This is a genomic window from Halobacterium sp. MBLA0001 (genome assembly GCF_049705385.1).
Taxonomy (GTDB): Archaea; Halobacteriota; Halobacteria; order Halobacteriales; family Halobacteriaceae; genus Halobacterium; species Halobacterium salinarum.
Map to the genome: position 1 here is coordinate 1,806,277 of NZ_JBNAMQ010000007.1, position 22,591 is coordinate 1,828,867.

At 66.5% G+C, this 22,591-nt stretch carries 23 protein-coding genes, 1 tRNA gene and 1 pseudogene; 9 read left to right on the forward strand and 16 right to left on the reverse strand.

Going from position 1 to position 22,591, the window contains the following annotated elements; all coding sequences use genetic code 11:
• The first annotated feature begins 17 nt into the window (after window positions 1-17).
• From ACOZ32_RS10780 to ACOZ32_RS10800, 5 genes are read left to right on the forward strand one after another with little or no spacing between them, the layout of a single operon-like run.
• Window positions 18-1,025, forward strand: coding sequence for a DUF5784 family protein (locus ACOZ32_RS10780; protein WP_205251864.1), 1,008 nt, complete (start codon window positions 18-20; stop codon window positions 1,023-1,025).
• 42 nt (window positions 1,026-1,067) lie between these two features.
• Window positions 1,068-1,502: a hypothetical protein gene (locus ACOZ32_RS10785; protein WP_010903004.1), complete on the forward strand. Its 435-nt coding sequence runs from the start codon at window positions 1,068-1,070 to the stop codon at window positions 1,500-1,502.
• 51 nt (window positions 1,503-1,553) lie between these two features.
• Window positions 1,554-3,956 (forward strand): ATP-dependent DNA helicase, encoded by a 2,403-nt coding sequence (locus ACOZ32_RS10790; RefSeq protein ID WP_338416937.1) that lies wholly within the window; start codon window positions 1,554-1,556, stop codon window positions 3,954-3,956.
• A 39-nt stretch (window positions 3,957-3,995) separates the two neighbouring features.
• Entirely contained in the window at window positions 3,996-4,187 is a 192-nt protein-coding gene (locus tag ACOZ32_RS10795) for an HEWD family protein (protein WP_136361476.1), read from the forward strand.
• Complete coding sequence (locus tag ACOZ32_RS10800; protein WP_136361477.1) at window positions 4,184-4,702, forward strand: acyltransferase; 519 nt, start codon at window positions 4,184-4,186, stop codon at window positions 4,700-4,702. The genes ACOZ32_RS10795 and ACOZ32_RS10800 overlap by 4 nt, the downstream gene beginning before the upstream one ends.
• Here the strand turns inward: ACOZ32_RS10800 and ACOZ32_RS10805 are convergent.
• From ACOZ32_RS10805 to ACOZ32_RS10835, 7 genes and pseudogenes are all read right to left on the reverse strand, one after another.
• Window positions 4,699-5,277, reverse strand: a complete 579-nt coding sequence (locus tag ACOZ32_RS10805) for a hypothetical protein (RefSeq protein ID WP_010903008.1) — start codon at window positions 5,275-5,277, stop codon at window positions 4,699-4,701. The two genes, ACOZ32_RS10800 and ACOZ32_RS10805, sit on opposite strands and share 4 nt — an antisense overlap.
• Window positions 5,274-6,053 carry a mechanosensitive ion channel domain-containing protein gene (locus ACOZ32_RS10810; RefSeq protein ID WP_205251866.1) on the reverse strand — a complete coding sequence of 260 codons (780 nt, stop codon included), beginning with the start codon at window positions 6,051-6,053 and terminating at the stop codon, window positions 5,274-5,276. The genes ACOZ32_RS10805 and ACOZ32_RS10810 overlap by 4 nt, the downstream gene beginning before the upstream one ends.
• Before the next feature lies 1 nt (window position 6,054).
• Window positions 6,055-6,867, reverse strand: coding sequence for a diadenylate cyclase DacZ (gene dacZ / locus ACOZ32_RS10815; protein WP_205251867.1), 813 nt, complete (start codon window positions 6,865-6,867; stop codon window positions 6,055-6,057).
• Between the two features lie 210 nt (window positions 6,868-7,077).
• Complete coding sequence (locus tag ACOZ32_RS10820; RefSeq protein ID WP_424335213.1) at window positions 7,078-8,655, reverse strand: TaqI-like C-terminal specificity domain-containing protein; 1,578 nt, start codon at window positions 8,653-8,655, stop codon at window positions 7,078-7,080.
• Between the two features lie 63 nt (window positions 8,656-8,718).
• A complete protein-coding gene (locus ACOZ32_RS10825; RefSeq protein WP_012289081.1) occupies window positions 8,719-10,176 on the reverse strand; it encodes an IS66-like element ISH10B family transposase in 1,458 nt (485 codons plus the stop codon).
• A gap of 137 nt (window positions 10,177-10,313) precedes the next feature.
• Window positions 10,314-12,623 (reverse strand): annotated as a pseudogene (locus tag ACOZ32_RS10830) (Eco57I restriction-modification methylase domain-containing protein); the annotation flags it as partial.
• A gap of 149 nt (window positions 12,624-12,772) precedes the next feature.
• Window positions 12,773-12,856: transfer RNA gene (locus ACOZ32_RS10835), tRNA-Leu, on the reverse strand.
• A gap of 97 nt (window positions 12,857-12,953) precedes the next feature.
• On the opposite strand from ACOZ32_RS10835, the gene ACOZ32_RS10840 reads away from it, so the two are divergent.
• Window positions 12,954-13,265, forward strand: coding sequence for a transcription initiation factor IIB family protein (locus tag ACOZ32_RS10840; protein WP_010903011.1), 312 nt, complete (start codon window positions 12,954-12,956; stop codon window positions 13,263-13,265).
• A 1-nt stretch (window position 13,266) separates the two neighbouring features.
• Here the strand turns inward: ACOZ32_RS10840 and ACOZ32_RS10845 are convergent, their stop codons facing one another.
• The 9 genes from ACOZ32_RS10845 to ACOZ32_RS10885 all read right to left on the reverse strand — a co-directional run bounded on the left by ACOZ32_RS10845 (window position 13,267) and on the right by ACOZ32_RS10885 (window position 19,453).
• Entirely contained in the window at window positions 13,267-13,755 is a 489-nt protein-coding gene (locus ACOZ32_RS10845) for a phosphopantetheine adenylyltransferase (protein WP_010903012.1), read from the reverse strand.
• Window positions 13,756-13,794: 39 nt separating this feature from the next.
• Window positions 13,795-14,292 carry a winged helix-turn-helix domain-containing protein gene (locus ACOZ32_RS10850; RefSeq protein WP_010903013.1) on the reverse strand — a complete coding sequence of 166 codons (498 nt, stop codon included), beginning with the start codon at window positions 14,290-14,292 and terminating at the stop codon, window positions 13,795-13,797.
• 61 nt (window positions 14,293-14,353) lie between these two features.
• Entirely contained in the window at window positions 14,354-15,799 is a 1,446-nt protein-coding gene (locus tag ACOZ32_RS10855) for a methyl-accepting chemotaxis protein (RefSeq protein WP_205251933.1), read from the reverse strand.
• 69 nt (window positions 15,800-15,868) lie between these two features.
• The gene (locus ACOZ32_RS10860; protein ID WP_205251871.1) at window positions 15,869-16,951 is read right to left on the reverse strand and encodes a glutamate--cysteine ligase; all 1,083 of its coding nucleotides are present in this window, start codon (window positions 16,949-16,951) and stop codon (window positions 15,869-15,871) included.
• A 60-nt stretch (window positions 16,952-17,011) separates the two neighbouring features.
• The gene (locus ACOZ32_RS10865; RefSeq protein ID WP_010903016.1) at window positions 17,012-17,455 is read right to left on the reverse strand and encodes a GNAT family N-acetyltransferase; all 444 of its coding nucleotides are present in this window, start codon (window positions 17,453-17,455) and stop codon (window positions 17,012-17,014) included.
• 66 nt (window positions 17,456-17,521) lie between these two features.
• A complete protein-coding gene (locus ACOZ32_RS10870; protein ID WP_010903017.1) occupies window positions 17,522-18,004 on the reverse strand; it encodes a DUF309 domain-containing protein in 483 nt (160 codons plus the stop codon).
• 43 nt (window positions 18,005-18,047) lie between these two features.
• Window positions 18,048-18,494 carry a UPF0179 family protein gene (locus ACOZ32_RS10875; RefSeq protein ID WP_010903018.1) on the reverse strand — a complete coding sequence of 149 codons (447 nt, stop codon included), beginning with the start codon at window positions 18,492-18,494 and terminating at the stop codon, window positions 18,048-18,050.
• A 25-nt stretch (window positions 18,495-18,519) separates the two neighbouring features.
• Entirely contained in the window at window positions 18,520-18,915 is a 396-nt protein-coding gene (locus tag ACOZ32_RS10880) for a DUF5820 family protein (RefSeq protein ID WP_010903019.1), read from the reverse strand.
• A 163-nt stretch (window positions 18,916-19,078) separates the two neighbouring features.
• Entirely contained in the window at window positions 19,079-19,453 is a 375-nt protein-coding gene (locus ACOZ32_RS10885) for a winged helix-turn-helix transcriptional regulator (RefSeq protein WP_010903020.1), read from the reverse strand.
• Window positions 19,454-19,612: 159 nt separating this feature from the next.
• On the opposite strand from ACOZ32_RS10885, the gene msrB reads away from it, so the two are divergent.
• From msrB to ACOZ32_RS10900, 3 genes are all read left to right on the forward strand, one after another.
• Window positions 19,613-20,014 (forward strand): peptide-methionine (R)-S-oxide reductase MsrB, encoded by a 402-nt coding sequence (msrB, locus tag ACOZ32_RS10890; RefSeq protein WP_010903021.1) that lies wholly within the window; start codon window positions 19,613-19,615, stop codon window positions 20,012-20,014.
• Between the two features lie 283 nt (window positions 20,015-20,297).
• On the forward strand, window positions 20,298-22,100 hold the full coding sequence (locus ACOZ32_RS10895) for a DEAD/DEAH box helicase (RefSeq protein ID WP_235157764.1): 1,803 nt from the start codon (window positions 20,298-20,300) through the stop codon (window positions 22,098-22,100).
• Between the two features lie 72 nt (window positions 22,101-22,172).
• Window positions 22,173-22,571, forward strand: coding sequence for an acyl-CoA thioesterase (locus ACOZ32_RS10900; protein WP_010903023.1), 399 nt, complete (start codon window positions 22,173-22,175; stop codon window positions 22,569-22,571).
• The last annotated feature ends 20 nt before the right edge of the window (window positions 22,572-22,591 follow it).

Genomic DNA, 22,591 nt, shown 5'->3' on the forward strand with positions numbered 1-22,591 from the left:
GACAGCATACGACGACCGTGGCGAAGCCACTCCGGTTCCGGCGGTCCCGGGAGCGCTGGAGTACCGACCGTGTTACCGACGCGCTCCACCGAGAGCTCGACGCCAACCTCGGTGCGTCAGCGGACACGCCCTGGTTCGCGCAGCCGTCGGGCTACGAGGCACGGCGCTTCGACGTCGACACGGGCGACACCGCACTGTTCGCGTGGCCGGCCGACGACACGCCCGGCGGCTGGTGGCTGGGGAACACGGAAACACCGTCGCCGCTGTGGCGCACCGACAAGCGGTCGTTTGCCGACGCGCCGTTCGCGGTGAGTCGGTGGGCCCAACGCGAGTTCACTGCGGAGCTCCACCAGCACGCCCCCTGGCTGGCGGCGTACCCGTACGTGTCGTGGTTCTTCCTGTCCGTGTTGTGCTCGAAGGACGGCCGCCGGACCACGCGGGCGTTCTTCCGCGAGCACGCCGCCGGGTTTCCGGACGCCGACTTCCAGGACGCGCTGGCGTTCTACGAGTCGTTCCTGAAGACGGGTGTCTTCGACGACCACCGCCACGAGATGGCGGGCAAGCTCGGGACCTCGGAGACACTCGACGTGCCCCGGGCCAGCGCGGCGATGAGCGAGTTCCACGCCGCGTGGCTGCTGGGGGAGGCGGGCTACGAGGTCACCCCGGAGATCGAGGTGACGACGGGTCACAGCCTCGATTTCCGCGCCGACCGGGAGGGCGAGCAGGGCGTGCTCGTGGAGGTCACACGGCCGGTGCCAACCAGCGATCGTGCGGCCGGCACCCCCATCGCCGCCGTCCGGGAGACGGCGGCGACGAAGACCGACGGCCAGCTCAGCGAGCACGGCGGCGGTGCGGTGCTGGTCGTGGACTGTTCGTCGTTCCCGGACGACGAGTGGCGTCGGATTCGCGGCGAGCGGCCCGAGGTCCGCCACCGGCCGGCGGTCGTGTTCCGGCTGCGGCCCAGCGGCCGCGTCGAGGGGTACACCAAGGGGTCGGTGCCGCTTTCGCTTCCGCAGTTCGACTGACCCACCCGAGCCGTTCTGTCGCTGGCGGTCACAGCGCTGGGTATGTCCCGCCGTCGCTCCGGTGGCGTGCTCGCTGCGACCGGTGACGTGCTGTCCGCGTTCCTCTCCATCACAGTCGTCGTTGGACTCCCGCTTTCCATCGTGAATCACCTTCTGGGCAGTCCGCTGTCCACTTGGGTCGTCAAATCGGTGGCGTTCGTCGTTGCTCTCGGCGGCGCGTACCCGTTTGTTGCGGGTGACTGGCCGCTGGCGAAGCTCACTGACTTCGCGGTGGCCGCCGTTCTCACGTGGATCGCCGTCGCGGTGTTCGTCACCGTCGGACTGCTCGCTGCGGTCGACGGGGGGCTGCCGTCGGACCCGCCGGTGGACACGGCTGTCAGGCTCGGCATCGTCGCGCTCTCGGTCTGCGTCGCTGCACTGTACGTCCGGCACCGCGAGCGCACCCACGTCACTGACGACGACGCGCACGGCCACTGACCCGCCGGGCTTCCGAGGGTTCTTACCCGAGGCCGCCCCACCACTGACCGAATGGGCGACGCCGACGAGCCGTGGCGCGAGTTCTTCGGGTTCGAGGCACCGTACGACCAGCAGGCCGACGCCATCGGGGCGGCCATCGAAGCCGGTGACAGCGACGGCTTCCTCGCGATGGAGGGGCCTTGCGGGACGGGCAAGACGATGGCGGCGCTGACCGCGGGCGCGCACCTCGTGCGCAACACCGACAGCTACGAGCGCGTGTTGGTGGTGACGCCGGTCAAACAGCAACTGGAGCAGTTCGTCGCGGACCTCCGAACGATGAACGCGGGCCTCGATGACCCCTTGGACGGCGTGGCGCTCGTCGGAAAGCGGGATCTCTGCCCGTACGAGCGCGAGGACAAGTTCCCCGACGACGCCGGCGTCCACGAGCGCTGCGAGGACCTCCGGGAGTCGACTGCCGGCCTCGTGGAGGGCGACGACGGCGGCGAGTTCGACGGGCAGGACGCACGCGACCTCACCGAACTGCCGGCGGCGGAGACCCCCGACGAGCCGTGGTGGGATCCCGCAGCGGGTCGGGCGCTGGCGCGGTCGGCGCGCGCCGACGCCAGCCGGACGCTCTCGCAGACCCCGCTGCGGACGGCTGCCACGGACGCACCGTACGTCCCCCACCAGCCGACCGCCCCCGAGGACATGGCCGACGGCGACCCGCCGCTGATGTGTCCGTTCGAGGCCGACTGGTACGGCCGCGACAAGGGCTCGCCGGTCGGCTTCGAGGCCGGCCGGCACAACGTCGTCACGAGCGCGGACGTGTTGCCAGCGGGCGTCGACCACGGGACGTGCCCCCACCGCGTCCAGCAGGTGCTGTTGGATCACGCGGAGGTCGTCGTCGGGAACTACAATCACCTCTTCGACCCCCAGACCCGGGGGCTCACCGACCACCTCATCGACGACTCGACGTTCGTCGTGGTGGACGAAGCCCACCGCCTAGAGGAGCGCGTTCGAGACCTGCTCTCGGACCGCCTGGGGCGGCACACGCTCACTCGCGCCCGCAACGACTGCCGGACGCTGCTCACGCGGGCCAACCAGAGCCGGGAGAACCGCCAGCAGGTCACCGACCACCTCGCCAGCCACGACTGCTCGCTCGACGCCGTCGAGGCGATGGTCGGGTTCCTCGACGACGTGCTGGAGTGGCTCGACGACCGCGTGGCGCGATACCTCGCCGCGGAGGGGTTCGACCCCGACCGCCCGGGGTCGCTGCCCGAACGCGACCACGAGATCCCGCTGCGGGACCCCGAAAGCGAGCAGCCCGACGCGCTCACGCAGTGGGCCGAACAGCACGGCCACACCGGGGACGCGTGGCGGTCGCTGGCGGCAACCGGCACCGCGGTGCAGGCGATCCTCGACGACGACGGCGACCGATCGGCGGTGGCAGGCCCCGTGGGCGTCACGCTCCAGCGGTGGTGGGAACGCGACCACGCGACGTACTTCCGGGAGGTGGAGCTAGAGCACGTGCCCAAGGAGTCGGGGCGGGCCGGCGCGGCGTGGGCCGAATCCTACACCCCCGCGCTCGTGATGTTCAACTGCATGCCCGCCCGCGCGCTCCGGGAGACGCTGTCGGAGGTCGGCGGCGGCGTGTTGATGAGCGCCACCCTGGAACCGCTGGACGTGTTCCGGGAGGTCGCCGGCCTGGACCGCCTGGCGGCGGGCGCGGGCGACAGCGACCCCCGCCCCGTCGTGGAGCGCCGCTACGATCTGCGGTTCCCCGAATCGAACCGCGCGAGCTTCCTCGTCGACGCCACGCCGTTCACGGCGCACAACCGCGGCGACCCCGAGCCGGGCACCGACAACCCGACGCGCGACGAATACCGCTACGTGCTGCGGACGGTCGCCCGCCAGCCCGGCAACGTTCTCGTCTGCATGCCGAACTACCGGGAGGCGGCGTGGGCGGCCGCCTATCTCAGCGACGGCGTCGTCGAGAAGGACGTGCTCGTCGACGAATCGTCGTCGAACGCCGCGACTGACGACCTCAAAGCGACGTTTTTCGCTGGCGACGGCAAGGTGCTGGTGACGAGCACACGGGGCACGCTCACCGAGGGCGTCGACTACGACGGCGCGAAACTCGGGGCGTGTCTCGTCGTCGGCGTGCCACTGGTGAACGTCGGGTCGCCACGGATTCGGGCGGTCAGGCGCGCGTACGCCGACGCCTTCGGCGACGACCACGCCTTCGAGTACGCCCTGACGGTGCCCGCGGTTCGGCGCGCCAGACAAGCCATCGGGCGCGTGATCCGCGGCCCCGAGGAGGTCGGGGTGCGCGTGTTCGCCGGCGGCCGGTACGTCGAGGACGCACGCCACTCCGTCTTCGAGTATCTCGGCCCGGGTGAGCGCGCCGAGTTCACGACGCTCACGCCGTCGTTCCTCGGGAGCCAGCTGGACGCGTTCCGCTCGGAGTCGGACTGACCGCAGTCCTCAAGCCGGTTGGCCGACATCACTGTACTGATGACCGACCTCCGAACGCCATCGGAGCGCGTCTGCACGCGCTGTGGTCGCCACGAGCACTGGTCCGAGGACGCCCACCACTGGCGGATCGGCGACGACGCCGGGCGCGTCCACTGCATCCACGCGTGGGACATCACGGCGTCGTTTCCCGTCGTTGGCAATGACACGCCGGCCACCGACGGGTCGGCATGACCGCGCGCCCGGACTCCAGCGGGGCGTCCAGCCGCCACGACCGCCTCCAACGCCACCCCACGCCGAACGCGCGCAACTCCCTGTGGCGGTGGACCGACGCCAAACACCCGCTCCGGGTCGCGCTGAACTACGTCGTGATCGTGCTTGCACGCATCTCCCCGAGCCTCCACGCGAAAAACTGGCTGCTGGCGCGCATCGGCGTCACGGTCGGCGACGGCGTCGCGTGGGGCCTGGAGTCGACGCCCGACGTCTTCTGGCCGGAGCTCGTCACGGTCGGCGACGACGCCATCATCGGCTACGACGCCACGCTGCTGTGCCACGAGTTCCTCCACGACGAATACCGCACGGGCGCGGTCGTCGTCGAGGATCGCGCGATGATCGGGGCCGGCGCGGTCGTGCTGCCCGGGGTCACCATCGGTGCCGGCGCACAGGTCGCGGCGAACTCGCTCGTCACCGCCGACGTGCCGCCCGGCGAAACGGTCGCCGGCGTCCCCGCCGCGCCCACTGGCGACTAACGCGCCGAATCGTCGGTGTCCTCCGTCTCGCTCCGTGCCCGGGCGCTCACTCGGTGCGCGTGCGCCCCGGGCACGAGCGCGCCGACCGCGGTCAACCCGCCGAGCACCGCCAACAGGCCGCCGAACGCGAACCCGCCGACAACCGATAGCGGCGGCGTGACCGCGATGCCGCCGGTCAGCGCGGCCAACAGGAACCCCGCGCCACCGACCACGAGCCCGTACCGCGTGACGCGATGGGCTGCGGCTGCGATGCCCCAGAACGTGCGGAGCCTGCGGCCCAGCGACTGGGAGCGCGCCGCCTGTCGGGCGTCGACGGCGGCCCCCGCAGCGGCGATGCCCGCCGCCGCCACGCCGACCACGCCGGTGAGGAGGAACACCGCGATGCCCGCGGGCTGGGACACCGGAAACACGCCGCTTGCGACGCACAGGCACAGCCCACTGGCGATCCACACGCGGCGCGCCCAGTGGCGGCCCGGTCGGGTCGCTGCCCACGACTGCACGCGGTCGTGCCGGCCGATCCCGTACCCGAACGCCCCCACAGCGATGGCACCGAGGATGGTGGCGAGTCCGTTCATTGGTGGTGGACGATGACGATCCCGTCCCGGAACACGAGATGGTTCGGGATGACGTACTCCCGGCTGTCGGCTTCGATCCGCGTCACGAACACGTCCACCTCCTGGACGACGCCCTCGCGGCTCCCGATGGCGACCTGATCACCGATCCCGTAGGGCTGGCGCAACAACAGGTAGACGCCCGCCGCCGCCGACGCCAACAGCTGCCGCGTCGCGACGAGCGCGAACACCACCACGGACGCGAGGTAGACGCCGAACACCACGAGCAGCGCCGCCACAGCCACGCCGAGCTGGGACAACGCCACGAGCCCCGTAGCCAACACCACCGTGTAGCGCGCGGCCACGGCCACGACCGACGCCTCCGGGAACTTCACCGACCGCAGCCGCTCGGTCACGAACACCTCGACTTTGTCGCCGACGAGCACCCCGACCACCACCACGACCACGGCAGCCAGCACCGACGGCAGGATCGAGCCGAGCAGCCGCCACAGTGGCTTCTGGATGGAGAACTGGGCGGCGTCCAGCGCCACCAGCACGGCCACGATGTAGACGACCGTCGACACGAACCGCGCGGTCAGATCGACGGTTGTGGTCCCGGATCGCCGCGCCAACCGCTCGACGGTGGTTCCCTCGACGATTTCATCGACCCCGGCGGCCAACATCACGCGCCGGTGGATCCACCCGACGAGGTAGCCCGCGACGGCCCCGCAAAGCAACACGAGCGTCGCAAGCCCGTACTCGAAATGCGGGCCGACAAGCGTCCGCAACACGTCTGTCATGCTAGTTCTCCTCGGGGTCGAGCTCCAACACCAGCTCGCCGTTCCTGAACGCCCGCACCAGGCCGTCGGACTCCGAGAGCACGATCGCGACCGCGTTCGTATCCCGGGTTATCGCCCCCGCTGCCATATGCCGCGCCCCCAATCCCTTCGGGATGTCCGTGCCCTCGGCACCGGGCTCCAGGTAGCGGTACGACGACACGATCTTCCCGGAGTCGGAGATCACGAACGCGCCGTCGAGGCGCGAGAACTCCTTGAGCATCACGTTCACGATCGGATCCCCGACGTGAACGTGGCTCTTCTCGAAGGGGTTGTACGATAGCGGCCGGCTTTTCGTCATGACCTTGCCGGCGTCCCCGACGACGAACAGCGCCCCCACGGGCTTGCCCTTCTGGCCTTTCCGCCCGAGCTCGATCGCCACGTCGAAGACGTCCCGGATGACCCCGGGCTCCGCGCGCGTGCTGGCGAACAACTCGTAGACGCTGGATTGGGTGCCGGCGTTGGCGCGCGTCCGCGTCACCATGTCGATCTCCTCGCTCAGGAACGGCGCGACGCAGCCGAGCTCGTCGCCGTCGGCCACGACACCCTCGCTGAGCGCGCCCTCGATCCCGAACCGGATCTGCTCTCGCACGTCGTCGAACGCCAGGGGTAACTCGACGAACGTCTCGGCGCCGACGGCGTTCTCGGTGGCCACCACGACGACGTCAACCCCCTCGACGTCGGCAACGCGGTCGTAGTACGACCCGCTCGGCGAGAACACGAGCAGGGCGTCGATCCCATCGAGCACGTCGGCGAGAAGATCCGGTGGCCGAGTCATTTCCTGGATGGAACCACCGCACGCGCAAAAAGCTTCCCGGGACCTGGCAGCCACGCGTCAGACACACGCCGCTTGCACGCGGTCTGCGCGCCACACCGAGCCCCCGAATCGCTCGAATCGAGTGGGCATGCGCGGGACCGGCGCTCATCACAGCGGTGGTGCTCTCCGCGGGTGTCCCGTGCGTGGGATGGTGACAGCGGGGCAGCGCGATCAGAACACGTCGAGGTAGCGCTCTATGACCACGCGCTCCTCGTCGGTCAGGTCGAACAGGTCGTAGACCGCGTCGTCTATCTCGGCTTCGAGAGCGTCGATGTCAGTCTGCCGGACTTCCTCGCGGTCGGCTTCGAGCCGGCCGAGGAGTTCGACCACGCCGTCATCGGAGCGGGGAATCGGGATGGTCATCTCCTCGCCGCTCTTGACGTTGCGCCCGTCCACAGCGGCGTGGACGTACTCCGCGCGCCGCTTGCGCATCTCGCGGTCGTCGGAATACATCGCCGGGTCGTTGATGATGTCCGACCGTCCAGCCTGCACGGTAAATTTCCCATCCACGTCCCCCTGTATCTCGGCATTCACCGGATATCGCCGGGTTTGCCACTCGTAGGTGACGTAGTCGAGTTCGCCATCGTAGTCGCCGAGGTACGCCTCTGGAAACCGCTCTATCTTGTTTTGCGTATCCAGAGATTCCAAGATTGGTCGAACAGTCTCATCTAACCGTGGGAGTATCTCTCCGGTCTGTACATCCACGTATGGCAGTTCTTCAAGATATCTGGACTGATATCGATACTTTCCACCTAAAAGCATCGGAGCGATATGTTTGAGGTAGAAATCCAGAGTCTTCGAGTTGACCAAGCAGGCCACTCGTTCTGTGTTTGATTGTAAATCCGATTTGAGATAGATACCATAGGGAGTTTTGAAGTGCCATAGACCATCTTCGTCAATCATGAACCGTGCGTTACTGGCCATATCCGCATTGATGAGTTTTGGAAGACGGAACTTCTCTAAATTCTGCGGACGGCCAAACTCCCACCAGACCTTGCTATCTTCCCATCTACCCCCTTCACGTCCCCGGAGCGTGTCTTCATGCTGTTTGAAGAAATCCCAAGTCTTAGGGAATCTATCTTTCATTTCCTCTCTCTGGTAGAGTTTGGGGTCCAGTACGCCGTTCTCGTCTTCTTCCAAGTGATAGGGGAAGATTACGTGTTGGCCGGCCCAATCTCCACGCCACCGTTGAACGTCGATACCTTGGAGCCAAGGTCGGAGGAGGTCGGTTTCAATCTCGTATTCTTTGGTTTCACCCAGTGGGACAACCGTCACAGTGTCACCTTCGTCCTGTGGGTCGATTCTATCCGCATCCTGCGGAATCACGAGATAGACTTTGTTTGCACTGGTTTGAGTGCCAGAAGAGATAGATTTCGTTACCTCGCCTAACGTAGAGTCCTGCCTTTCATTTAATTTCTCGAACACTTCAAGTTCTTCGGGCGGCATCAGCGACCAGAATTGGTCATCCAATTTTCTCTGTGGGTAGTCGAAAATATCGATGTATTCATCGCTGTACCGCGCTTCCTCTTGGTGTTCGCGGATGGATTGGACAACCTCTTTGTCAAGTTTGTTTTGGCTGGGTTCGCTGATGTTGGATTTGACTCGAGAACATCGAATCATGTTGTCCTCGCGGGTTTCAGCGTCTGGTTCGTCCCGAGCGAACAAGATTACTGGAAGGTTCGCCGCGTCCTCGAACACGCCGGAGTCCCGGAAGTCGTAGACCTCCTCTATTGCCGAGCGTTCAAACAAGACTCGGCGGATACCTTCTCCGTAGTCCGTTTGAAGGAACTGGTTTGAGGTAATGGTACGTGTTTACCCCGAGGTCTCAACAACCGGCACAGTCTGCTCTCGTGAGATCATTTCGTTGTCGTGGACAACCCGCGTAAGTTCCTCGTATGGGTTGCGTCCCTGCTGGCGCCACGTCGCCAGCAGGGACAAGATCGTCTCGTGAACGAACATGCCACGGTCGTTCCGGAGTGTTCCGATGATTTTCCGGAGAACAACAGGTTCACGAAGGGCGTTTTCTGCGGCATTGTTCGTCGGGGAGACCGCTGGCTCACCGACGAAGGTGAGCCAGTGGTCGAGTCCACCTTCGATCTTCCCGAGGAGTGTTGCCACTGGTTCGTCGGTCACTGACCGCTCAACGAGCGATCTGAGGCCGTCCTGACACGCTCGATGCATCTGTGCTCTCGCACGAGGATCTGGGTCGGTCTCCAGCCACGACTGGAGACCGACGAACATCTGCTTGAGATACCGGTACACCGGTTCTGCCTCCTCGTGGTCACTAGCAACGTCTTCAGCCTCCCGGAGAAGATGTGCCCAGCACCGCTGAAGCGTACTGCTGAACGCTGGATACGCCGTCCACCCATCACAGATGACCGTTCCCGCGAAGTCCTCGCCAAGGACTTCCGCGGGAACATCACTCCCACGACTCTCTCTGACCGCGTACAGCGTATGCTCGTCCGTCCGAAACGTCCAGATCCACGCTTGGTCACCGTCACGCTTGATGCCGGTTTCGTCAACGTGGACGATTTCAGCCTCCTGAATCTCTCGACGGATCTGCTCGTACTCACAGCGACCGGCGCGCGCAGCGCGCTCGGTCGCGTGCCACGCGGATGCACCTGAGAGTTCGAGTCCGTGAAGTTGCTCGAAGCGGTCCGTGATTTTCCGGTAGGGAAGGCGGTGATCGTACCGTGACAGGGCAGATTGCGCGATGACGTTCACCCCGAACTGCCCCTCATCGGGGCAGTCGGGGTGAGTCGCAACCGTCTCAGTTCCACAGGAGTCGCATTGGTAGCGGTGTCGGTTGTACTGGGTGACTTCTGGTGGCTGTGGATCCGGGACTTCCTCGACGAGTCGGGGGCTGACGCCCACCGACTCGTCGAAGTGGTCGCCACACTCGGGACAACAGTCAGAGGTGACCTCGATTTCTTCATCAGGATCGGGCGGAGAGCGCCACTCCGGGTTGTGACCGTCCTTTCGACCGGGAGTACCACCATCAGTTCGGACATCGTCGTCTTCGTCGTCCTGCGAGGTCGGGGACTCGTCGGTCCCCGACCGTCGCTTACTGGGTGGAGTGTGTGGATTCTCGTACTTCCGGAGACGTGTTTCGAGTTCTTCGATCCGCTCTTGCTGCTCTTCGATCCGTTCGTTCTGTTCCTCGATCCGCTTGTCCTTCTGGGCAATCTTCTCTTCCAGCTCGTCGATTCGCTCCTCCATCTGGAGAAACCGCGAGAGGAGTTCGTCCTTGGAGAGATCGTCCCAGCTCATCGATTCCACCTCGAAACGACGACAGCAGGGCCGACGGGATGGTCTCCGGGCAGCGGAGACCATCCCTGAGAATGTAGACTGACTCCCTGCTGACAGACCATGTATCTGTCACAGACCACCACCTACGAGACAGTGACGAAATCAGACGGGGCTAAACACGTACAGGTAATGTATCCGAGTTTTCCCGTTCCCTCTTTTAGGAATTCTAACCCTCTCTCGTAGAATAGACAGTAAATGTCGTAATTCCCGGTAGTCGAGTCATAGAGTCGTTCAAACATCTCTTTCTGCCGGTCAGGGAGGTGCTGGACCCTAACGTACGGCGGATTCCCCACGACGTAGTCGTACTCCATGTAGTTCTTCACAACGAGCGCGAGCACGGTGTCCTCGAACATCTTGAACAGCCGCCCGTCGTTGTGCTCCTCCTTCAGGTAGCGGACGTTCTCCAGCATGTCCTCCACGTACGGAACGAAGAACTCCTCGACACCCGAGTAGTCCTGTGACGTGTGCTGGTTGATGCGCTCGGCCAGCCCGCTCTCGTACTCCCAGTCGAAGTCGCTGCCGAACTCCTCAGCGAGGGCCATGTGGTCCTTGACGGTGTCCAAGACGCCTTGCAGAGCCGCGAAATACTCGCCGAAGTTGTTCACGCCCGTCTCCAACTGAATCGTGTCGAACAACGGCATCCGCACCCGGCGCACGAGGAAGCCATCCTCCGTTTCGCCGACCTCATCCTCGTCCACCTCGACCGGGAGCGGCACGGGAATCCGGACGTCTTGGTCGTCCTCGGTCATGGCGTCAAAGGTCATCTGCCGGGTGCCGTCGTCGCCGAGGTCTGCGCCCGTCAGTTCCCGCTCGTTGCGAAGCGTGTCAGTCCGGTAGATTGGAAGCCGCCGGAGCGTGAACGCCGGGTTCTGGGTCTTGGCCTCGCGGTAGGCTGGAAGGATAGCGACCACAAAGCGAATCTGCGCCATCAACACGGCGAACGGGTGTATGTCCAGCCCGACGATGCGCGGACGGGTGCAGAGGTCCCGCAGGTGCTCCTCCCAGTCGGGATCGTCCTCGAAATGCTCGATGTCATCGAGATACCGCTCGACGGCTTCCACGAGGAAGGTGCCGGACCCACACGACGGGTCGATGAGCCGCTCGTTCGAGACGCCGTGCTCGTAGTCGACGCCGTCCATGATGTAGTCGATGACTGGCTGTGGCGTGTAGAACTCTCCCAGCGCCTTGCGCGTCTCGGGGTCGAAGTACCGCTGGTAGAGGTCCCCGAGCAGGTCGCCCTCCACGTCCTCGAAGTCGAAGCGGAGAACGTTGAAGAACACCTCGGCGACGGCACGACTGAAGCGGTCCCGCGTGGCATCGCTGACGCGCTCCACGCCCCCGGACTCCTTGGCGACCGCCTCGAACTGATTTGACCCCGTTTCGTGCCCCCGAGAGAGGTGTTCGGCGTAGCCATCAGTCCACCAGATGAAAATATCATCTTGGAACAACCCTTCGACCAACTGATCCTGCATATCGTCGATGAGGTTGTCTGCGGCGACGGGGAACGCGTCGAGGTTGATACTGTCCCCAAAGCCCTGCAGTCCACGGAAGTAGTCGTCCATACCTTCATACCCCGTTCCCGCGAAGAAGTCGTGGTCTTCAGTTGCCTTCGCAAGCAGGAGCCGGGCGAGAAGTGCGTGCCCGCTCTCCAGACAGAACATGAAGTCACGAAGTGACTGCTTCCCGCTGATGAACGGGTCCCACGAGGTCGGCACCTCGTCCGGCTCATCGGCGTAGGTCGCCTCCCAGAAGTCGTATGCTCCTTTGACGAACTTTTCTTCGCGGTCGTCGCGGAGCTCCTGCAGGAGGTCCATCATTCCGGTGACGAGATCGGCAAACGGGCTTCCTGTTTCCAGCCGGAACGTATCGAAGAAGTGCTCTTGGCCGAGTGCCGCCTGCTTGTCAAGCGGAATTGGGTCGAGGGTTTCGAGGAACTGATTCACGTCCTCGGGGTCCGTGAGGTCGAACTCGCGTTTCTGAAGCGCGCTGACGAGGTCGCGGGCCTGACTCTCCGTGACCGCGTCCAGCGAGACGGTGAGCATCGCATGACTGTCGCCCCGGCGATAGAGCCGCAACTGCTCGCCGTTGGTCAGGACGCCGTACTCCGCCCGCAGGTAGTCCATGTAGTGAAACAGTTGGTCCTCATGCGGCGGGAGGTTGCGGCCCGTGGTCTTAAACTCGTAGACCGCTGTAACTGCTTCGTTAGTGTCTAACGTGACGTAGTCTGGGCGACGGTTATCTGGAAGCGTAAACTCGCTTCTGAGGTCCGTCCCAGTACCTTCGTAGCCGAGCGACTCATAGAACCCGTGCTCAATAAACAGGTTCTCAACGTCCCGCTCGCTCATGTCCCCATCAACCGTCGTCTCAATGGACTGGAGTGCCCCGGAGAGCGCAGACACAGCTGACATACGAGCACCAATGGCCGTGACTGGGTTAAGTATGCATAGAACACTGCCACAGAACCGTGCGGCAACGTCGGGTCCAGCACTCGCAATCCAGCAGCAGGGAGCACTCACTGCCGGCCGCTCTCGGACATGGCTCCATGCTGTCGTCGAGATGCGCGGGACCGGATTTGAACCGGCGGACCCCTACGGGATAGCGTCCTAAGCGCTACGCCGTTTCCTGGCTTGGCTACCCGCGCGCCGCACCCGCACTCTACTGCGCACCCGTAAAAATGCGTTGCGCTATCCGCCGGCCACGCCCATGAACCTATACCGCAGGCGGATCAACTGGTGGGTATGTACCGTGCGGGCGACGAGCGAGCACACGACGACCGCCTCACCGAGCTTGCCGGGATCGCCGCCGACCTGGAACTGACCGCCGAAGCCGAGTCGACCGCCAAAGACCTCTTCCTGTCGACGGTCGACGGAGCCGCACCGCGCTCCGAGCCCGCGGTGCTGGCCGCGAGCGTGTACGCCGGCGCGCTCATCGCGGGCGACCAGCGCAGCCAGACGGCGGTCGCGGACGCCGCCGGCGTCTCGCGGCTCGTGATCCAAGAGCGCTGGAAGCAGCTGCTGGCGCGCGCCGGCTTCGACCCGCCGACGTGGTAGGCTACTGGCGTGGATCCCGGCCCTCGCGGCCGGGCGTGAGCGCGCCGTGTTCGTCGATCTCGCCGCGGACGATGCGCGTCGAGGAGATGATGTCCCCGTCGGCGGCGTCGACGTGGTCGACGACCTCGATTTCGAGGGGGTCGGTGCCGTCCTGGGCGCGCAACTCGTTGATGCGCTCGCCGCCGGCGGCGGTCTCCGGGGAGACCACGAGCACGTCGAAGTGGGGTTCAGTCGCGATCCCCGTCGGGGAGTCGAGCGTTCGGATCGTGTACTCGCGGTCGTGCGTCTCGGCGAGCGCGGCGAGTTCGTCGTCGAGGTCGGCATGGCGCGCGTCGAACGAGCGGACGTGACGGTCCACGTGGCGGGTGTCGGCGGCCAGGTCGTCGCTGGTGAGGCCGACGGTCACGTCGCCGCGGTCGAACGCGCGCTCGAAGAGCTTTCGGTGGCCGTCGTGAATCGGGTCGAATGTGCCACCGAGGGCGACATTCATATGCCGGCGGTCGGCCTGTGCGCGTTTAGCCGTTTGGGTTCAGGTGTCGTCGGCCGCAGTGTCAGCCTCCGGCGAGGCGTCCTCGACTTCGATGCGGACCGGCGTGTCGTGGCTGGCGGTGTCGTCGTCGCTGTCGCCGAGTCGCGCGTCGAGATTGAACACCGAGTTGAGACCGCGCTGGACGCGTCCGACGGTGTCGGCGACCAGGTCACTCGGGGGGATGGCGGTGTACTCGTATGGGTTGTTGCCCGCGCCCTCTGCGTGGCGCTTGCGCCGGTCGACGATGCTGTCGGCGGCGAGTTCGGCAACTGCTTCCCGCACGGTCGAGGGGTACAGTCCGGTCCCGTCAGCGACTTCGTCGCTGGTGCTGTACGGGTGCTGGCGGAGGTACACGAAGATGCGGGCACGGGTGTCGGTGTCCAGCAGCCAGGCAAGCACGTCAACGACGCCGTCGTCGAAGCCGGCGACGGCGCGGTCCGTGCCGTCTTCGAGGTGCTCGCGGGCGGCCGTGTTGGTGTCGCGTGAATCCTCAGGCATGCGTGCGTTCAGTTCAAACGCATGGCTGAACTGGTGAAAAGGACTTCGTCCGCGCCGCCGCTCACTGGTCGTGGAGCTCGGACACTGACTCGTCGAGATCGTGCAGCATTGCGGATTGCGCTTCGGTCTGGCTGACGATGTCCGCGACGGCCGTCGTGATGTCGTCAGCCAAGTCGGCGGTCTCGTCGACCATCGCGGCGATCTCCTCGGCGCTTGCGGCTTGCTCGTTGGTGGCGTCGGACACCTGTTCGATGCCCTCGGCGGTGGCCTCGACCGCCGTGACGATCTCCTCGAAGCTCGCCATCGCGTCCTCGACCTGCGCGACGGCGTCCTCGATCCGGTCGGTGGTGGTCACGAGATCGGTCACCGTGTCTGCGGTGTCGCGTTGGATCTCGCTCACCAGCGACTCGATGTGGCCCGCGTTCGACTGTGCGTCCTCGGCGAGGGCTTTGACTTCTTCGGCGACCACCGCGAACCCCTCGCCCTCCTCGCCGGCGCGGGCGGCTTCGATGGACGCGTTCAACGCCAGCATGTTCGTCTGCTCGGCGATGCCCGTGATGACGTCGACGACCTCGTCGATGTCTTCGATGCGGTTCTGGAGGGCTTCGACGTCGCTGGTGACGCTGTCGGCGGCGGTCGCAACGTCGGCCATCATGTCCGCGGCGTCGCTCGCCGCGGCGCTGCCGTCGTCGGCAAGCCGTTCGGCCGTGGCGCTGGTGTCGACGACCTCGTCGGCGGTGGACGCGATCTCCTGGACGGTCGCGCTCAGCGTCTCGACCTCCGTGGCGACGGTGCTCACGTTCGTCGATTGGGCGGTGGACAGCTCGTCGATCTCGGCGGAGGACTCCGAGACGGCCTGGCTCGCGGCTTCGAGTCGTTCCACGTCGTTGTGCACTTCCGTGATGTGGGCGGCGAGGGTGTCCCCGAACTCGGTGAGGGTCCGCCCGATCTGGATGTATTCGTCGTCGAGGAGCGTGTCCTCGGCCGCGATGTCGACTGTCGCGTCGAAGCGGCCGGCGTCGTACGCGTCCAGCGTGTCCACGAGTTCACCGAACAGCGCCTGCAGTTCGCTCTGGTAGCGGGCGGAGCTGGAGCGGTCCTGAACGATCTCGATCACGCCACGGAACTCGCCGGTGTGGTAGACCGGGGTCGCGATGAACCAGAGGTCGGTGTTGCCGGCGACGGTGGTGTCCTCGTAGACGTAGTCGCCGGTGAGCAGCGCGTACGATTCGTCCGCGAGGCCGACCCCGTCGTATTCGTGGTGTGCGTCGATGGGCGTGTCGGCGACCTTGTTGGCGAGCGCGCGCGAGCCGTCGTCGTTGAGTCGCTCCCCGATGTCGGTGACGCCGATGGCGTCTTCCGGGGCGGTCTCCAGCAGCGCCGCGATCTGGTCGTCCCACGCGACAACGGCACCGTCGGCGTCGACAGCGAACGCGGGGACGTCGAGCGTGTTGAGTAGCAGAGGAACAGTAAACGGCGACCCCAGTTCATGTTTGTTTTTAGACATGCAGATAGGTACGGGCTACACCATCATATACATTTATGCTACTCACGCACGCGCGGTCGCTCCCGAGGACTACAGGGAAAGGTGGTTATACAGTCGTTTTTCGCCGTGTGCGTCGAGTATCCGTCGCTGCTGTTGTGCACCTGATACATCATCGTACACGTCTCGGATGCCCGAGACGCCGAGCCGGTCGCACTCGCGATCGACGACAGTCCCCAGGTCAACAGCGCCCTGCGTCTCGCGCGCCACGAACGACGCGTCGTGGCCGTCACGCATCGCCCGCCACTTGTTCGCGTCGAGCAGCTCGCGGCGCAGGCCGGTGACACTGAACGGATCAGGGTGGTCGTCGTACCGCTGGGCGTACTCGGTCACCAGCGCGTGGGCGTACTCCACGAACGCGTCGACCACCGCCGGGTCGGCCTGCGCGTCCGGCGCACGCACCTCCACCGTGCCGTGGCCCGAATGCGGGCGCACGTCGTACCACAGCTCCCCGCGGTCCTCGATGCCGCCGTGTTCGACCATCCGACGCTCGAACGCCTGGAACGCCGCGTACGACTCGAAGGCAGTCGGCAGCCCCGTGTTCGGCAGCCCCTCGAAGATCTTCGCGCGCGCCGACGCCAGCCCCGTGTCGAAGCCGTTCCAGTACGGCGAGTTCGCCGACAGCGCCAACAGCACGGGCATATGCCACCGCATCCGGTTGGACACCCACACAGCCTTATCGGGGTCGTCGACGCCCACGTGGATGTGCAGCCCGGCCGTCGTGTTCCGGTGTTGTGGGTACTGGATGCGATCGAGCTGAGACCGATACCGTGGTTTCTCGGCGTGCTCGTGTTCGCGCCACCGCGCGCCCGGGTGGAGGCCAGCGCCGGCGATCCGGAGCCCGTGCTCGCTGGCGTACGCGACCAGCGCGGCCCGCACCTCGCGGATCGCCGCCGGGGCCTCGGCCACCCCGTCGAGCGTCGGCGTCTGGGTCTCCACCACGAACTTGAACAGCTCGTGGTCGAGGCGGCCCGCGATCGGTTCCGGCGGCTCCCCCTCGTAGACTAGTTCGTCGCTGCCCGCAGTGGGCACGCCGTGCTCGTCGACCACGAAGAACTCCTCTTCGACGCCCAGCGTGCCCGACTCCGAGAATGCCTCCGGCGAACCCACGTCCATGCTGACCCGAGCTATCAGTTCGAACGCGTAAATAGTTCTGGAACCGGCGGGTGGCCCCGACTACAGGCGTTTCCGCATCGCGACGTGCTCGATGCCGGCCTCCATGAACGGCTCGCCCTCGCGGTGGTAGCCACGCGTCGCGTAGAACTCCGCGACCCGCGACTGCGCGTGCAGATACAGTTCCGCGAAGCGCTCGCGGGCGGCGTCCTCGACGGCGTCCATGACCGTCGCGCCGACACCATTGCCGCGCCGTGACGCCCGAACGGCGACCCGCTCGACTTTCCCCACGGACCCCTCGTACGCCCGGAGGCGCGCGGCCGCCACCGCCCGCGTGGCGTCCTGACTGCCGGTCATCGTATCGTAGGCCACGAAATGCGTCGCCGTGTCGTCGTGGTCGTCGACCTCCATGTCCGCCGGCACGCCCTGCTCGTCGACGAACACCGCGAACCGAACGCGCAAGGCGTCCTCGTACTCCTCGGTGGTTGTCGCCCGGATGACGCGCATACCACACGCCACCACCGCGACGCCCAAACGCCTACTGGTCGCTGCAATCCAGCACGGCCGTCGTCGTCACTCCAGGGCCTCGGCGTACTCGTAGTCGGCCGGATACGCCGTCGGGGTCGCGTCGTCGAGGGTGATCCCCCACCCCGAGAGCGCCGACGGGTCCGCGCGCGCCGCCTGGATGACCCGCCGGATCTCGCCGACATCGACGCCGTAGTAATCCGCGGGGATGTCACCGAGATACTGCACAGCGGTGCGGAACAGGCTCCGCATGCCGTCGTCGTTCTCGAAGTCCACGTGTTTGTACGCGCCCGCGGCCACCTGGACCATCCCGTGGAGGAACGCCGACTCGTCGGTGCCGCTGCCGTAGTTGTACCACTCGACCTCGAAGCAGTCGTGGGCCTCGTGGTAGTCGCCGCTGTTGAACAGCCGAACGCCGTGCTCGACAGCGCGCCGGAGTGTGGCGTGCTCCCAAACCCGACGGTCGGTCAACCAGCCGGTGGGATCGCCGAGCGGCGGCGCGACACCCGGCGCACGGGTGTGGTCGTCCATACCGGCGCGTACTGCGGCCGGACACGTAATCCCGTCGGCGTGGTCAGCGCTCGGCCGGCGCGAACTCGACGAGCGTGAGGTCCCGATCCAGCGCGCAGTGATCGTGGGGTGGCTCGCCGTCGATCTCCGCGATCTGGTATTCGGTGTCGAACGACGCGCCGGCGGGCTCGCAGAACTCGTGGCTGGGGCACTCCGTGTGGGGGCATGGGCCCGCGAGCTTGCCCTTGCTGCCGGCGTACGCGCCCTTCGACGGCACGGTTGCGGGGATCGTCGTCGGCTCGACGTCGACCGCGACCGCGCCCTCGTCGTGGACCGCACAGTCAAGCACTTGGCCGCCCTCGCGGACGTCCGTGACCTCGTATCGCACCCCCTCGGTGAGGTTGAGACACTGCTGGCGGTACGGGCACCCCTCGCAGTCATCGGCCGGCCCGTGGTAGACGAACTCGGTGCCGGGGTCGGCGAGCCGCGGCCCGAGCAGCGTGATCGGCATGCTCGGGCGTTTGCTGTCCGCGTGGTTAAACGTCCCGGCCCGTGAGTTCGTCGAGGCGCGCGAGGTACGCCTCCCGGGGCTGCTGGTACGCGCTCCGGTAGTCGATCTCGCCGGCCGCGAACTCGGCGGCCAGCTCCAGCACCGTCTCGACGGCTGCGGTCCGGGACGCGGCGTGTGTGTCGGCGTGTTTCACGCGCACCCCGGGCTCCAACAGCAGCGACACCCACCATCCGTCGGTGTCGGTGCCCGAGCGGCGCTTGCGCTGCGTGGGGGGCCGCTGGAGGAGTTTGAGCGTCGGCATGCAGGGGGCCGGATACGACTCGCTGTCGAAGACGTCGGGGCGGTAGACAACGACGTCGCCGGCGGTCGCGTCCTCGGTCCACACCGTCCAGTCAGCGTGCAGGGTGCCGTACCCGCTCATGTGTGCCGTGTGGGTGGCGGGCGGCTAATCCCTGCCGGTCGGCGCGTGAAAGTGAAGCCACCCGCGTGCGCTCCCGGATCGCGCGCTGCCAACACTCCACCGGCGATGACTCGCCGGAGACGCTGTCGCGGAACGGCGTTTCACTTTCACTCCGCAGGGGTGGTCAGCCGTCCGCCATCGATTCGGCGGGCTCGGCGTCGTCGTCCACGGAGTCGACCGCCAGCCACTCCTCTGCCCAACACTCGATGGCGTCGAACACCGGGAACAGCGATTCCCCCTTCGCCGTCAGCGAGTAGTAGGTGGCGACCGGGGACGCCTCCTCCAGACGACGGTTCACGAACCCCAGCTCCTGGAGGTCATCCAACACCCGCGAGAGCGTCCGCGAGCTGGCGTCCGTCGAGCGTTTCAGCTCGTTGAACCGCTTCTCGCCGTCCTGGAGGTCGTGTAACACGATGAGCCGCCACTGGCTGCCGATCTGTTCCAGGGAGTCGATCACGTGACACGCGGCGTCGCTGTACCGGTCGTCCTCGTCGCTCATCACCCGTCGTATCGTGGCCACGCACATAGTGGTTCTGCAACACACCAGGTTACCAGAAGAAACCAGCCACGTTGTGGAACCGGCGGCGGGACGTTCCCGGCCCACCGTGTGGTGGACCTGTAGGCTTACCTGCCGGCAGCCCCTAGGCACGGGTTGGCAATGGCTCCACGAGACACCGACGCCGACGACACCGACTGGGCGGCGACACTCACCGACGACCAGTATCGAGTGCTCCGCGAACAGGGCACTGAGCGCCCGTTTTCCGGCGACCACGTCGACCGCGACGAGGACGGCACCTACTCCTGTGTCGGCTGCGACACGACGCTGTTCGACGGGGAGACGAAGTTCGACGCCCACTGCGGGTGGCCGAGCTTCTGGGACGCGGCCGACGACGACGCCATCGAGCGCCGAGAAGACCACAGCAACGGCATGGAACGCACGGAAGTGGTGTGCGCCGAATGTGGCGGCCACCTCGGACACGTGTTCCAAGACGGCCCCGATCCAACGGGCGAGCGATACTGCATCAACTCCGTCGCCCTAGACTTCGAGCCGACGGAGTAGCGCCCGGTCAGTGGTTCCCCTGGATGTCCGTCGACCCACAGCCGGGACACTGTGTCATCTCACCGAGCGACGGATGGGTGGCCGAGCTCCAGTCGTCTCGGGAAGCGGTGCGTCCACACTGATGACAGCGAAGCCGGGTGGTTGCCGACATACTCCTGCCTACTGCGCGCAGTACCAAAATAGTTCCCGACAGTTCAACGTCTAGATGTGACCGGCGTCCGCGCCACCCCGCGGCCGCGGCTAAGCGAAATCCGTTTTCCCGTCCGCGACCTACCCGCGCCCAGTGACTGACATCTCCAAGGACCGGTTCCTCGACGCGCTGGAGGGCGTCGGCCGGCCGGTGGCGACGGCCGAACAGATCGCGCGCGAACTCGACTGCACACAGGCCGCGGCCGCCGACGCCCTGGCCACACTCGCCGCGGACGGCGAGGTCGAACGCGCGAACGTCGAACCCGACCCCGTGGTGTGGTATCCACGGGACTGGCTGGAGCTCACCGACCGGGAGCGCATCGTGCCGTTCCCGGACCGCCGCGAGATCATCGTCGATCAGCCCAGCCAGCTCACGCGCGCCCAGCTCTCGCGGGTCGCACACCTCACGGACACCACCCGAACGGGGAGCTACCGCTACGAGGTGCGCGCCGAAGACGTGTGGGCCGCCCCCTTCGACAGCCTCTCAGACCTCGTGGCAGCCATCACGGAACTGCTGCCCCGGGACTGCCCGACGCTCATCGAGTGGGTGCGCGAACAGTGGACGCGCGCCACCCGGTTCCGGCTGCGCACCCACGACGACGGCTACGTCGTCCTGGAAGCCGCCACCGACAGCCTCCTGGGGAACGTCGCCGAGCAGAAACTCGACGACGACGTGCTCCGCGCCCCGATCTCGGACACGGAGGCGTGGGTCGCCGCCGAGCAGGTCGCGCCCCTCAAGCGCACGCTCTACGAGGCCGGCTACCCCGTCCGCGACGACCGCGACCTCGAATCCGGGGAGCCACTGGCCGTCGACCTCCACCTCGACTTGCGGCCGTACCAGCAGGACTGGGTCGACCGCTTCGAGGACGCCAGCGCCGGCGTGCTCGTCGGGCCGCCCGGCTCGGGCAAAACGGTCGCCGCCATGGGCGCGCTCGAATCCGTCGGCGGCGAAACGCTCGTGCTCGTTCCCAGCCGCGAACTCGCCACGCAGTGGCGCGAGGAGCTGCTGGCGAACACCAGCCTGACCGGCGACCAGATCGGCGAATACCACGGCGGCGAGAAACGCGTCCGCCCGGTCACCATCGCAACCTACCAGACCGCCGGAATGGACCGCCACCGCCACGTCTTCGACGACCGCGAGTGGGGGCTCATCGTCTACGACGAAGTCCATCACATCCCCGCCGAGGTCGCGCGCCGGTCGGCCAGCCTCCAGAGCAAACACCGCCTCGGGCTGACCGCGACGCCGGTCCGGGAGGACGACAAGGAGGCCGACATCTACACGCTCGTTGGTCGCCCCATCGGCACCGACTGGGACGCCCTCTTCGACGCCGGCTTCGTCGCCGAGCCCGAGGTCGAAATCCGGTACGTGCCGTGGCGCGACGACGACGACCGCTACGAGTACGCCGCCGCCAGCGGGCACACCCGCCGCCGGCTCGCCGCCGAAAACCCCGCCAAGGAAGCCGAGATCGAGCACCTCGTCGACCAGCACGCCGACACCCAGGCGTTGGTGTTCGTCGACTACCTGAGCCAGGGCGAACGCATCGCCGAGCGCCTCGACGCCCCGTTCGTGAACGGCGAAACCCCACACAGCAGGCGCGAAACCCACTTCGATCAGTTCCGCACGGGCGCACTGGACGCCCTCGTGGTGTCCCGCATCGGCGACGAGGGCATCGACCTGCCCGACGCCGAGTTCGCGGTCGTGGCCTCCGGGCTCGGCGGGAGCCGCCGGCAGGGCGCACAGCGCGCCGGCCGCACCATGCGCCCCGGCAGCCAGTCGCTGTTGTTCGTGCTGGCGACCCGCGGCACCGAGGAGGAAGACCACGCCCGCAGCCGGATGCGACACCTCTCCACGAAGGGCGTCCGCGTGACCGAATCCGACGCCGCCCACTCGCCGTGACCGCCCGCAGCCGTCCGGCTCCGTCGACCGGAACCAGCGGCGTTATGCGTCTCCCCCACCCCAGCGTCGGTGATGACTGAGTTCGCATTCACCGAGACCGTCGACGTGCGCTACCAGGACCACGACACGATGGGGCACGTGAACAACGCGGTCTACGTGACGTACATGGAGCAGGCCCGGTTCGCGTATCTCACCGACGGCATCGGGCGCGCACCCACGGACCTGGACATGGTCGTGGTGAACCTGTCCGTCGACTTCAACCGCCCCGTCGAGTTCGCCGACACGGTCACGGTCGGCGCGTCGATCACCCACGTGGGCGACACCAGCTTCACGATGGCCTACGAGGTCCGCGACGACGACGGCGTCGTCGCCACGGGCGAAACCGTCCAGGTCGCCCTCGACCCGGACACCGGTCAGCCGCGGTCGGTGCCCGACGACTGGCGGCGCGCCATCGACGCCATCGAAGCGTAGCTGGCCGGCCCCGCGACGGC